Source organism: Streptomyces bathyalis, from assembly GCF_015910445.1.
Classification (GTDB): domain Bacteria; phylum Actinomycetota; class Actinomycetes; order Streptomycetales; family Streptomycetaceae; genus Streptomyces; species Streptomyces bathyalis.
This window is the reverse complement of sequence record NZ_CP048882.1, coordinates 6,884,976-6,897,306: the sequence shown is the minus strand read 5'-3', so window position 1 is coordinate 6,897,306 and position 12,331 is coordinate 6,884,976. Positions and strand designations below refer to the sequence as shown.

Sequence of the window (12,331 nt, the reverse complement as noted above, 5' to 3'; positions counted from 1 at the left end):
TTCGACTGATGGGCACGGGCAGGATGTCGGTCCGGGGCGAGGCGGGTACGGGAGGTGGTCCGGCCCCTCGGGGCGGACCACCCGGCCGCGTCAGGTGGCGGCCGCCCGCCGGTCCCTTCGCTCGGTGACGAGGGCGATCACCCGCGGCGTGAGCACGGACGCCACCAGCAGTACGCCGGTGACGATGACCTGGATCTCGCTGGAGATGTCGTTGAGGGTGAGCAGGTTGTTGAGGACGCCGATCAGCAGGACGCCGGCCACGGCACCGCCGAGGGTGCCCTTGCCGCCGTTGAAGTCGATGCCGCCGAGAAGGACGGACGCGATGACCACGAGCTCCAGCCCGAGCCCGTTGTCGGCGCGGGCGCTGCCGTAGCGCAGGGTGTAGACGATCCCGGCGAAGGACGCCATGAAGCCGGTGACCGCGAAGAGCACGAGCTTGATCCGCCTGACGCGGATGCCCGCGAAGCGCGCCGCGTCCTCCTGCGCCCCGATGGCGAACAGGGCGCGCCCGGCAGCGGTGCAGTGCAGCACGACGGCCGCGAGGGCGGCGAGCACGATGAACACGGCGATCGGGTACGGGATGAACGTGCCCGGCACGGGTTCGGTGTAGGAGGCCCACTGTGCGTACGCCTCGGGGAAGTCGGAGACAGCCTTGTTGCCGAGTACGACGGAGGCCAGGCCCCGGTAGAGGGTGAGGGTGCCGATGGTGACGGCGAGCGCGGGCAGCCCGACGCGGGTGACGAGCCAGCCGTTGAGGAGTCCGCCCAGCACGCCGACGACGAGGCACAGGGGCACGATCATCTCGAACGCCCATCCGGCGTCCCACAAAGCGCCCGCGAGCGCGCTGGAGAGCCCGAGCATGGATGCGACGGACAGATCGACCTGGCCGGCGACGACGAGCAGGGTCATGGGCAGGGCGATGAGGGCGATCTCCGCGGTGTCGTTGAGAGCTGCGGAGAGGTTGGTGATGTCGGCGAAGCCGTCGGTGGTGCCGCTTCCGGCGAGCATCACGGCGACCAGCAGGATGCCGACGGCGGTGTCCCAGCGCAGGAACCGGCCGAAGCCACCGCCGCTGCTACCACCGACGCCACCGCTGGGCGCCGCGGCCGCATCGGTGGCGGCGGCCTCTTCTGCCGCTGGAGTCATGGGCGTCGGGGCGTTCAATTCCTGCTCCTCTTCCGCAGCGCCTCGGTCGTGCGGCTGCGTACGACGCGGTCGGTGCTGATGGCCGCGAGCAGCAGCGCACCCGTGATGGCCTGCTCCCAGAAGGGGTTGACCTTGAGGACGACGAGGGCGCTGCCGATGGTCGTCAGCAGCAGCGCCCCGAGGGCCGCGCCCCAGACGGTGCCCACGCCGCCGGTGATGGCGATGCCGCCGACGACGACCGCGCTGACGACGGTCAGTTCCCAGCCGTTGGCGGCGTCGGCGACGACGGTGCCGAACCTGGCGAGCCACAGCGCGCCGGCGAATCCGGCGACGGCTCCGGAGAAGGCGTAGGCGGCGAGCACCCTCCGGCGGATGGGGATTCCGGCCAGGCGGGCCGCTTCGGGGCTGGAGCCGATGGCGTACAGCTCGCGTCCGCTGCGGTAGGCGCGCAGGTAGTACGCGGTGGCGGCCAGCACCACGGCGGAGATGAGCGGCAGATACGGGATTCCGAGGATGCTGCCGCTGCCCAGTTCCAGCACTCCGTCGGGCACGTTGGCGGCGTTGATCTGCCGCCCGTGCGCCCAGACGTGGTCGACGCCCTGGATGACGTAGAGCATCCCGAGGGTCACCACCAGGGCGGGGACCTTGCCGAAGCTGACGAGTAGTCCGCTCAGCAGACCGCACAGCACACCGAGTCCGGTGCCCAGCAGCACCACGGTGAGTGCGCTGTGCTGTGTGCCGGAGACGAAGCTGCCGCAGGCGAAGGCGGTCAGGCCCACGACGGATCCGACTGACAGATCGATGTTCCGGGTGAGCACGACGACGGACTGCCCGGTCGCGAGCAGCACCAGGATCGCCGAGTTGAGCAGGAGGTCCTGCACGCCCTGGTCGTCGAGGAAGCCGGGGTTGGCCAGATAGGTGCCGAGGATGAGCAGCACGAGGGCGCCGCCGATGCTCAACTCCCGTATGCGGAAGACCATGTCGGTCAGGGAGCGGGCCGACCGCCGGGGCTCGGGACGGCCGTCGGGTGCGGCTCCGGACGGCTGCTGCGGCGGCTTCTCCAGGGTGTCGCTCACGCGGGCTCCTTGGTGGTGCGTCCGGTGGCCGCGGCCATGACCGACTCCTCGGTGGCTTCCGCACGGGGAATCTCGGCCACGAGCCGTCCCTCGTGCATCACCAGCACCCGGTCGGCCATGCCGAGGACCTCGGGCAGGTCGGAGGAGACCATCAGCACGGCGATGCCCTCTTCGGCGAGGGAGTTGAGCAGCCGGTGCACCTCGGCCTTCGTGCCGACGTCGATGCCGCGCGTCGGTTCGTCGACGATGAGGACGCCGGGCTCGGTGGCGAGCCACTTGGCGAGGACGACCTTCTGCTGGTTCCCGCCGGAGAGCACCCCCGCGGTGTCGGTGAGCCGGTTGTACTTCAGTCTCAGCCGCACGGCCCAGTCCGCGGCGCGGGAGCGCTCCAGGGAACGCCGCACCATGCCCGCGCTGCCGAGCCTGTCCAGTCCGGTCAGTGCGATGTTCCGCTCGATGGACATCTCCATCACCAGGCCGCGCTGCCGCCGGTCCTCCGGGACGAGCGCGACTCCCGCGTCCATGGCGGCGGTCGGCGAACCGGCCTTCAGCGCCTTTCCGCCGACCTCGACTTCGCCCGCGTCGGCGCGGTCGACGCCGAAGACGGCCTGGACGACTTCGCTGCGTCCGGCTCCCACCAGGCCCGCGAGGGCGACGATCTCGCCGCGGCGCACCTCGAACGAGACGTCGTGGAAGACGCCTTCACGGGTGAGCCTGCGCACCGTGAGGGCCCGCTCGCCGGGCGTCGTCTCCTGCTTGGGGTACAGCTCGTCCAGGTCGCGGCCGACCATGCGGCGTACGAGGTCGTCCTCGGTGAGCCCTTCGAGTGCTTCGGTGGCCACGAGCCGGCCGTCGCGCAGTGTGGTGACGCGCCGGCACAGCCGGAAGATCTCATCCAGCCGGTGCGAGATGAACAGCACGGCGGCGCCCTCGGCGCGCAGCGTTTCGACGACGGAGAAGAGCCGCGCGGTCTCGGTGCCGGTGAGGGCCGCGGTCGGCTCGTCCATGATCAGTACGCGGGCGTCGAAGGAGAGGGCCTTGGCGATCTCGACGATCTGCTGGTCGGCGATGGACAGTCCCCGCGCCGGGCGGTCCGGGTCGAGGTCGACGCCGAGCCGCCGCATGAGCGCCGCCGTCGCCTCGCGTACGGCGTCGTGGTCGATGCGTCCGAGCCTGCGGCGGGGCTGGCGGCCCATGAAGATGTTCTCGGCTATAGACAGGTCCGCGAAGAGCGTGGGCTCCTGATAGATCACGGCGATGCCCGCGTCGCGGGCGTCGGCGGGGCTTGCGAAGACGACGGCGCTGCCGTCGAGCCGCACGGTGCCGGCCTCGGGTGTGTGGACGCCGCCGAGGATCTTGATGAGCGTGGACTTGCCCGCGCCGTTCTCCCCGGCGAGGGCGTGCGCCTCTCCCGCGTGCAGTGCCAGGTCGACGCCCTGCAGGGCGCGGACGTTGCCGAAGGACTTGCTCACCCCCTCCAGGGCGAGAACCGGCACCGGGGCCGCCCCCGGTTCTGGCTGGGTCATGTCCTGCTCCTCCTGTGCTGCCGGCCGCCGCGGCGCGCGGGCGGCCTGCGGTGGCGCGTGGTCACGGTGCGGCGGATGCGGGTGGGGTGGGATTGGGAGTGGCCGAAAAATGAAATGTTTCAACGAGCTTTCGGGGAAGCTAGCCCCGTACTTCAGACCCGTCAAGGGCCGTGCGGCAGGTAAGTGCCCTGCACTCCGGCACTATTGACGGCCGTGTCCAGGCGTTCTACGTTCCTGGCGCCGTTCGTTGAAACGTTTTGCCCTCGCATTCGGCGACCGCTGAGGCGGCGCCGCCACAGGAGGTGCACATTGATCAGCAGACGTCATCTGCTCGCGACCGCCACCGTCTCCGGCATGTCCGCCACAGCACTGGGAGCGACCTCCCCGGCCGCCCTCGCGGCCGGCACCGGCGACGGGGAGGCGCCGGCAAGCGGCGGAGGTCTCCACGTCACCGGTACGACGACGGAATACGCGGAGCGGCCGCTCGGCCTCGACGACCCGCATCCCCGGTTCACCTGGCGCCTCGGCTCCCGGCTGCCGAACCGCCTCCAGCACGCCTACCGCATCCGTGTGGCCACGAGCCCCGGCCGCCTGGCCGACCCCGACGTGTGGGACAGCGGCAAGGTCACCTCGCGCGATTCGGTCCTCGTTCCGTACGACGGACCGCGCCTGGCGCCCCGCACGCGCTACCACTGGTCGGTGCGCGTGTGGGACGAGGAGGGGCGGCCCTCTCCCTGGTCGGCACCCACCTGGTGGGAGACCGGGCTGACGGACGCGGGACAGTGGCGCTCGGAGTGGATCGGAGCACCGCCCTCCCTCGTCGCGCCGCCCTCCCTGGACGGAACCGAGTGGATCTGGTTCCCGGAGGGCGACGCGGCCTCCGGAGTACCGGCCGGCACCCGCTGGTTCCGCGGCAGCACAGCCATATCCGGAACGGTGCGCGCGGCGCGTCTCGTCGTCGCAGCCGACAACGGCTTCACCGCCTACGTCAACGGGACCGAGGTCGCCTCCCGCGACTCCCTGCCCGTGCGGAAGAGCTGGAGCAGGCCGGCGCTGCTCGACGTCACTCACGAACTGCGCTCCGGCGCCAACACGCTGGCCGTCCAGGCCGTCAACTCCGAGGCGTCGCCGGCGGGCCTGCTGGCCGTACTGGAGGTGACCACCGGCGACGGCACCGAACGGTTCACCACCGACGGGACCTGGCGGTCCACGGACGAGGAGCCTGCCGGGGACTGGCGCTCCCCCGGCTACGACGACGGCGCCTGGCCCCACGCACGGAAGGCCGCAACCTGGGGCGAGGACCCCTGGGGCAAGGTGCTTCCGGAACAGTCGCCCGCGCAGCTGCGCCGCTCCTTCCGGCTCTCCGCCCGTCGCGTGGCCAGGGCACGCCTCCACGCCACCGCGCTCGGGCTCTACGAAGCCCACGTCAACGGCGTCCGCGTCGGTGAGGACCGGCTCACCCCCGGCTGGACGGACTACGGCAAGCGCGTGGCCTACCGGACCTACGACGTCACCGAGGCGCTGCGGCAAGGCGAGAACGCCCTCGCGGTCACTCTCGCGCCGGGCTGGTACGCCGGGAACGTCGGCTGGTTCGGGCAGCACCAGTACGGCGAACATCCCGCGCTGCTGGCCCAGTTGGAGATCGTCCACGAGGACGGCAGCACCACCCGCGTCGGCACCGACGCGCAGTGGCGGGCCGCGAGAGGGCCGCTGGTGACGGCCGACCTGGTGATGGGCGAGCAGTACGACGCCCGCGCCGAGACCCCGGGCTGGCAGGGGCCCGGCTACGACGACTCCGGCTGGAGGCCCGTCACCACCTCCCCCGGCCCCGGCTCCGCCGCGGGCTCAGGTTCAAGCCCCGCCGTCGTGGCGATGACGGACGCGCCGACCCGCGTGATGAAGGAGCTCGCACCGGAGAAGATGACCGAAGTTCGCCCCGGCGTCTTCCTGTTCGACTTCGGCCAGAACATGGTCGGCTGCGTGCGCCTCACCGTCGAGGGCGGCGCGGCGGGCCGGCGGATCCATCTGCGTCACGGGGAGGTCCTGGACCAGGACGGCGCGCTCTACGTCGCCAATCTCCGCACCGCACGCGCCGTCGACACCTTCACGCTCAAAGGGAGCGGCCGCGAGACCTATGAACCCCGGTTCACCTTCCACGGATTCCGCTACGTCGAGGTGAGCGGTTTCCCGGGACGGCCGCCGCGCGACGCCGTGACCGGTCTCGTGATGCACACGGCCGCCCCGTTCACGATGGACTTCTCCACCGACGACCCGATGCTCAACAAGCTGCACAGCAACATCACTTGGGGGCAGCGCGGCAACTTCCTCTCGGTGCCCACCGACACTCCGGCGCGCGACGAGAGACTCGGCTGGTCGGGAGACATCAACGTCTTCTCCCCCACCGCCGCCTACACCATGGAATCCGCGCGGTTCCTCACCAAGTGGCTCCAGGACCTGCGCGACGGGCAGGACGAGGACGGTGCCTATCCCGACGTGGCGCCCTTCGTCGGCCCGGTCGGCAAGGGCGTCGCCGGCTGGGGCGACGCGGGGGTGACCGTGCCCTGGGCGCTGCACCGGGCGTACGGCGACGTGCGCGTACTGCGGGAGAACTGGCCGGCGATGCGCCGGTGGATCGCTTACCTCGAGGAGCACAGCGACGGGCTGCTGCGGCCCGCCGAGGGGTACGGCGACTGGCTCAACGTCGACGACGAGACCCCCAAGGACGTCATCGGCACCGCCTGCTTCGCCAACGTCACCGGGCTCGTCGCGCAGACCGGCCGGTTACTGGAGGAGGACTCCGGCCCGTACGAGAAGCTGCACAGGCGGATCAAGGAGGCGTTCAACGCCGCGTACGTGGACGGCAACGGCCGGATCAAGGGCGACACCCAGACCGCGTACGTGCTGGCGCTCTCGATGGATCTGCTGCCGGCAGCGGCGGTGCGGCGCGCGGCGGCGGACCGTCTCGTGGAGCTGATCGAGGCTAACGACTCGCATCTGTCGACGGGTTTCCTGGGCACCCCGCGGCTGCTGCCGGCTCTGACGGAGACGGGGCACACGGACCTCGCCCACCGCCTGCTGCACCGGCGGACGTTCCCCTCGTGGGGCTATCAGATCGGCAAGGGCTCGACGACGATGTGGGAGCGCTGGGACTCCATCAAGCCCGACGGGACGTTCCAGGACGTGGGCATGAACTCCTTCAACCACTATGCCTACGGCTGCGTCGGAGAGTGGATGTACCGGAACCTGTCGGGCATCGCGCCGGCCGAACCGGGGTTCCGCAGGACGCTGGTGCGGCCGCGGCCGGGTGGCGGCGTCCGCAGGGCGGACGCCGGGCACGACACGCTCTACGGACCGGTCCGCACCCACTGGACACTCGACGCCGGGGACCGCTTCCGGCTCACCGTCGCCCTGCCGCCCAACACCACGGGCGAGGTGTGGGTGCCGGCCGCGGACCCGTCCGCGGTGAGCGCGCCGGGAGCGCGGTTCCTGCACGCCCGGCAGGGCTGCGCCGTCTTCGAAGTCGGTTCGGGCACGCACCGCTTCGCCTCGGACGGCGGATGAGGCCCGGCCGCGCGGCCCCGGGGCACGGGGCTATTGACGGCGGTCACCTGCACAAGTAGCTTTCCTGAAACGTTTCATGGCACGGTGGGATCGGGCGGTGCCCCGGCCCGCACCCGCCGGGCCGCACAGAGGAGACGCATGTCAGAGCCGGACCGGGCGAGCGTCAAGGCCGCCCTCACGTCACAGCGGATCGAGACTCCCTCGTGGGCGTACGCGAACTCCGGAACCCGCTTCAAGGTGTTCGCGCAGCCCGGAGTGCCCCGCACGCCCGAGGAGAAGCTGGACGACGCAGCACGCGTCCACGAGCACACCGGGGTCGCGCCGTCCGTCGCCCTGCACATCCCCTGGGACAAGGTCGACGACTACGGCGCACTGGCCTCGTACGCGCAGAAGCGTGGTCTGCGTCTGGGCACCATCAACTCCAACGTCTTCCAGGACGACGACTACAAGCTCGGGTCGGTCACCCACCCCGACCCGGCGGTCCGCCGCAAGGCGCTGGACCACCTGCTGGAGTGCGTCGACATCATGGACGCGACCGGCTCGCGCGACCTGAAGCTGTGGTTCGCCGACGGCACCAACTACCCCGGCCAGGACGACATACGGGCCCGCCAGGACCGCCTGGCCGAGGCGCTCACTGCGGTCCGCGACAGGCTCGGCGAGGGCCAGCGGATGCTGCTGGAGTACAAGTTCTTCGAACCGGCCTTCTACACCACCGACGTCCCCGACTGGGGCACCGCCTACGCCCACTGCCTCAAGCTCGGGCCGAAGGCGCAGGTCGTCGTCGACACCGGTCACCACGCGCCGGGCACCAACATCGAGTTCATCGTCGCGCTCCTCCTGCGCGAGGAGAAGCTCGGCGGCTTCGACTTCAACTCCCGCTTCTACGCCGACGACGACCTGATGGTCGGCGCGGCCGACCCCTTCCAGCTCTTCCGCATCATGTGCGAAGTGGTGCGCGGCGGAGGGCTTCAGGAGCGGGCCGGGATCGCCTTCATGCTCGACCAGTGCCACAACATCGAGCCGAAGATCCCCGCCATCATCCGGTCCGTGATGAACGTGCAGGAGGCCACGGCGAAGGCCCTTCTCGTGGACCGCGACGCCCTGGAGAGCGCTCAGCTCTCCGGTGACGTGCTCGGCTCCAACGCGGTGCTGATGGATGCCTACAACACCGACGTACGGCCTCTCCTCGCCGAGGTGCGCCAGGAGAACGGGCTGGACCCCGACCCCGTCGCCGCATACCACCGCTCGGGATGGGCACAGAAGATCACCGACGAACGCAAGGGCGGCCAACAGGCCGGCTGGGGAGCGTAGTTCAGCATGACGGCACAGCAGCACCCGACGGTCGGCGAACTCCTGGCGCGCTCTCACCGCCTCGGCGCCGACCCCCGCAACACCAACTACGCAGGCGGCAACACCTCGGCCAAGGGCCTCGCTCCCGACCCCGTCACGGGGCAGGACACCGAATTGCTGTGGGTCAAGGGCTCCGGCGGAGACCTCGGCACGCTCACCGAAGGCGGACTCGCGGCGCTTCGCCTGGACCGGCTGCGAGCTCTGAAGGACGTCTACCCCGGCGTGGAGCGCGAGGACGAGATGGTCGCCGCCTTCGACCACTGCCTCCACGGCAAGGGCGGGGCCGCTCCGTCCATCGACACCGCCATGCACGGCCTGCTGGACGCGCCGCACGTGGACCATCTCCACCCCGACTCCGGCATCGCGCTGGCCTGCGCCGCCGACGGCGAGAAGCTGACCCGCGAGTGCTTCGGCGAATCGGTGGTGTGGGTGCCCTGGCGCCGCCCCGGTTTCCAGCTCGGATTGGACATCGCCGCCGTCAAGGCCGAGAACCCGCAGGCCATCGGCTGTGTTCTGGGCGGCCACGGCATCACGGCGTGGGGCGGGACGAGCGAGGAGTGCGAACGCAACTCGCTGCGCATCATCGAGGGCGCGGCCGCCTTCCTCGCCGACCGCGGCACGCCGGAGCCCTTCGGTGCCGTGCTGGAGGGATTCGAGCCGCTCCCGCGCGAGCAGAGGCGGGAGCGTGCCGCCGCGCTCGCCCCGCTGATCCGGGGACTGGCCTCCGCGGACCGGCCGCAGGTCGGCCACTTCGACGACTCCGACGCGGTGCTGGACTTCCTGGCACGCGCGGAGCATCCGCGGCTCGCGGCGCTGGGCACCTCCTGCCCGGACCACTTCCTGCGGACGAAGGTCCGTCCGCTCGTCCTCGACCTGCCTGCCACGGCTCCGGTGGAGGAGGCCGAAGCCAGGCTGCGGGAGCTGCACGAGCAGTACCGCGAGGACTACCGCGCCTACTACGAGCGGCACGCGGGACCCGAGTCGCCTCCCATGCGCGGCGCCGACCCGGCCATCGTGCTGGTGCCGGGCGTGGGGATGTTCTCCTTCGGCAGGGACAAGCAGACGGCGCGGGTGGCCGGCGAGTTCTACGTCAACGCGATCAACGTGATGCGCGGCGCCGAAGCGGTCTCCGTGTACTCCCCCATCCCCGAGTCGGAGAAGTTCCGCATCGAGTACTGGGAGCTGGAGGAGGCGAAGCTGCGCCGCATGCCCGCTCCCAGGCCGCTGGCGACGCGCGTCGCGCTGGTGACCGGGGCCGCCTCGGGCATCGGGCGAGCGATCGCGCGGCGGCTGTCCGCGGAAGGTGCGTGTGTGGTCGTCGCCGACCGGAACACGCGGAGCGCCGAGGAGGTGGCCGCCGAACTGGGCGGCCCGGACAAGGCCGTCGCCGTCGCCGTCGACGTCACGTCCGAGGAGGAGATCGCCGCCGCCTTCCGCGAGGCCGTACTCGCCTTCGGCGGCGTCGACCTGGTGGTCAACAACGCGGGCATCTCCCTCTCCAGGCCGCTGCTGGAGACCAGCGCGGAGGACTGGGACACCCAGCACCGCATCATGGCCCGCGGCTCCTTCCTGGCCTCCCGTGAGGGGGCCCGGGTGATGAAGGCACAGGGACTGGGCGGCGACATCGTCTACATCGCCTCCAAGAACGGCGTCTTCGCGGGCCCCGACAACATCGCCTACGGAGCGGCGAAGGCGGACCAGGCGCACCAGGTCCGGCTGCTCGCCGCCGAGCTGGGCGAGCTGGGTATCCGTGTGAACGGCGTCAATCCGGACGGAGTCGTCCGGGGTTCCGGGATCTTCGCGGGCGGCTGGGGAGCGCAGCGCGCGGCGGTCTATGGAGTACCGGAGGAGAAGCTCGGCGAGTTCTACGCCCAGCGCACGCTGCTGAAGCGGGAGGTGCTGCCGGAGCACGTCGCGAACGCCGTCTTCGCCCTGACGGGCGGCGATCTGAGCCACACCACCGGACTGCACATTCCCGTCGACGCGGGTGTCGCCGCGGCGTTCCTGCGCTGAGAGGCTCGTACCGAGAACCAGGCGAGTACCTACCGAGAAACCGTTCCCCGAGCCCCCGGCAGCGCCTGTCCCGGCGCCGCCGGGGCCCGCCGCCGAAGTCCACCGTCCGATGCCGCCCGCGAGGACCACCACCGTGTCGCCTTCCGCATCCTCCTCACGCTCCGGAGCCCGGTTCGCCGCCGTCGACCTCGGCGCGTCGAGCGGGCGCGTCATGACGGGCACCGTCGGGCCGTCATCGGTGGACCTGCGGGAGGTGCACCGCTTCCCCAACAGGCCGGTGCGTCTGGGCGGGACGCTGCACTGGGACGTCCTCGCCCTCTACCGGGGCGTGCTCGACGGGCTGCGCGAGGCGGGGCCCGTCGCATCGGTCGGCGTGGACTCCTGGGGGGTGGACTACGGGCTGCTGGACGCCGACGGCGTGCTGCTCGGAAACCCCGTCCACTACCGGGACGACCGCACGGAGGGCATGGCCGACCGCCTCGCGGAGTCGCTGCCGCCGCAGGAGCTGTACGCGACCACGGGCCTTCAGTACCTGCCCTTCAACACCGTGTACCAGCTCACCGCCGCGCGGGACTCCGCCCAACTGGCGGCGGCGCAACAGCTGTTGCTCGTGCCCGACCTGATGTCGTACTGGCTCACGGGCGTGCGCGGCACGGAGCTGACCAACGCCTCCACCACACAGCTCATCGATCCGCGTACCCGCGACTGGTCACGGACCGTGGCCGAGGCCGCCGGTGTCCGCCTTTCGCTCTTCCCGCCGCTGCGCCTCCCGGGCGACCCGGCCGGCGAGCTGCTGCCCGAAGTGCTCGACGAGACGGGCCTCGAGGGGCACGTCCCGGTCACGGCCGTCGGTTCGCACGACACCGCCTCCGCGGTCGCGGCCGTCCCGGCGGTGACGAAAGGCTTCGCCTACATCGCCACCGGCACCTGGTCCCTGGCAGGCCTGGAGCTGACGCGGCCCGTGCTGACGGAGGCGAGCAGGCAGGCCAACTTCACCAACGAACTCGGCGTGGACGGCACCGTCCGCTACCTGCGCAACATCATGGGGCTGTGGCTGCTGCAGGAGTGCATGCGCTCCTGGGAGTCGGAGGGCAGGCCGCAGGAACTGGCGGCGCTGCTTCGCGAGGCCGGCTCGTGCGCGCCCCTGAGGTCGGTGGTCGACGCCGGCGATCCCGCCTTCCTGCCCCCGGGCCGCATGCCGCAGCGCATCGACGATGCCTGCCGGCGCTCGGGGCAGCCCGTACCGGACGGACCGGCCGAGGCGACACGGTGCGTGCTGGACTCCCTCGCGCTCGCCCACCGGCTGGCCCTCGAGGACGCCCAGCGCCTCGCGGACACCGAGATCGAGGTGGTGCACGTGGTCGGCGGAGGCGTGCACAACGAGCTGCTGTGCCAACTCACCGCCGACGCCTGCGGGTTGCCCGTCGTCGCGGGTCCGGCGGAGGCCGCCGCGCTCGGCAACGTCGCCGTGCAGGCCCGTGCGCACGGGGTGATCGGCGATGACGCGGGGCTGGTCAGGCGGCTCCTGTATGACACGCTGCCGCTGCGGAGGTACGAGCCCTCCGCTGATCACGGCAGTCCGCAGGCATGGTCCCGGGCCGCGGCGGCGGTCCGTGCCGGCAGCTGACAAGGACGCCCCAGGGCGTGCGGAAGGACAAG

The 12,331-nt window shown here is 71.4% G+C and carries 7 protein-coding genes; 4 read left to right on the top strand and 3 right to left on the bottom strand.

The window, feature by feature from the left end:
- Positions 1 to 90: 90 nt before the first annotated feature.
- The 3 genes from G4Z16_RS30010 to G4Z16_RS30000 all read right to left on the bottom strand — a co-directional run bounded on the left by G4Z16_RS30010 (position 91) and on the right by G4Z16_RS30000 (position 3,748).
- Positions 91 to 1,008: an ABC transporter permease gene (locus tag G4Z16_RS30010; RefSeq protein ID WP_246531398.1), complete on the bottom strand. Its 918-nt coding sequence runs from the start codon at positions 1,006 to 1,008 to the stop codon at positions 91 to 93.
- Between the two features lie 152 nt (positions 1,009 to 1,160).
- A complete protein-coding gene (locus G4Z16_RS30005; RefSeq protein WP_246531142.1) occupies positions 1,161 to 2,222 on the bottom strand; it encodes an ABC transporter permease in 1,062 nt (353 codons plus the stop codon).
- Positions 2,219 to 3,748 carry a sugar ABC transporter ATP-binding protein gene (locus G4Z16_RS30000; RefSeq protein ID WP_197353703.1) on the bottom strand — a complete coding sequence of 510 codons (1,530 nt, stop codon included), beginning with the start codon at positions 3,746 to 3,748 and terminating at the stop codon, positions 2,219 to 2,221. The genes G4Z16_RS30005 and G4Z16_RS30000 overlap by 4 nt, the downstream gene beginning before the upstream one ends.
- Positions 3,749 to 4,057: 309 nt before the next feature.
- Here G4Z16_RS30000 and G4Z16_RS29995 point away from each other — a divergent pair, with 309 nt between their 5' ends.
- The 4 genes from G4Z16_RS29995 to G4Z16_RS29980 all read left to right on the top strand — a co-directional run bounded on the left by G4Z16_RS29995 (position 4,058) and on the right by G4Z16_RS29980 (position 12,299).
- Entirely contained in the window at positions 4,058 to 7,309 is a 3,252-nt protein-coding gene (locus G4Z16_RS29995) for an alpha-L-rhamnosidase (protein ID WP_197353702.1), read from the top strand.
- A 138-nt stretch (positions 7,310 to 7,447) separates the two neighbouring features.
- A complete protein-coding gene (gene rhaI, locus G4Z16_RS29990; protein ID WP_197353701.1) occupies positions 7,448 to 8,620 on the top strand; it encodes an L-rhamnose isomerase in 1,173 nt (390 codons plus the stop codon).
- A gap of 6 nt (positions 8,621 to 8,626) precedes the next feature.
- Positions 8,627 to 10,672 (top strand): bifunctional aldolase/short-chain dehydrogenase, encoded by a 2,046-nt coding sequence (locus tag G4Z16_RS29985; protein WP_197353700.1) that lies wholly within the window; start codon positions 8,627 to 8,629, stop codon positions 10,670 to 10,672.
- 211 nt (positions 10,673 to 10,883) lie between these two features.
- On the top strand, positions 10,884 to 12,299 hold the full coding sequence (locus tag G4Z16_RS29980; RefSeq protein WP_246531397.1) for a rhamnulokinase: 1,416 nt from the start codon (positions 10,884 to 10,886) through the stop codon (positions 12,297 to 12,299).
- The last annotated feature ends 32 nt before the right edge of the window (positions 12,300 to 12,331 follow it).

Bases quoted from the DNA above. Each gene is read 5' to 3' on its own strand.
- G4Z16_RS30010 (WP_246531398.1), bottom strand. From the start codon at position 1,008: ATGCTCGCCGGAAGCGGCACCACCGACGGCTTCGCCGACATCACCAAC.
- G4Z16_RS29980 (WP_246531397.1), top strand. From the start codon at position 10,884: ATGACGGGCACCGTCGGGCCGTCATCGGTGGACCTGCGGGAGGTGCAC.
- G4Z16_RS30000 (WP_197353703.1), bottom strand. From the start codon at position 3,748: ATGACCCAGCCAGAACCGGGGGCGGCCCCGGTGCCGGTTCTCGCCCTG.
- rhaI (WP_197353701.1), top strand. From the start codon at position 7,448: ATGTCAGAGCCGGACCGGGCGAGCGTCAAGGCCGCCCTCACGTCACAG.
- G4Z16_RS29985 (WP_197353700.1), top strand. From the start codon at position 8,627: ATGACGGCACAGCAGCACCCGACGGTCGGCGAACTCCTGGCGCGCTCT.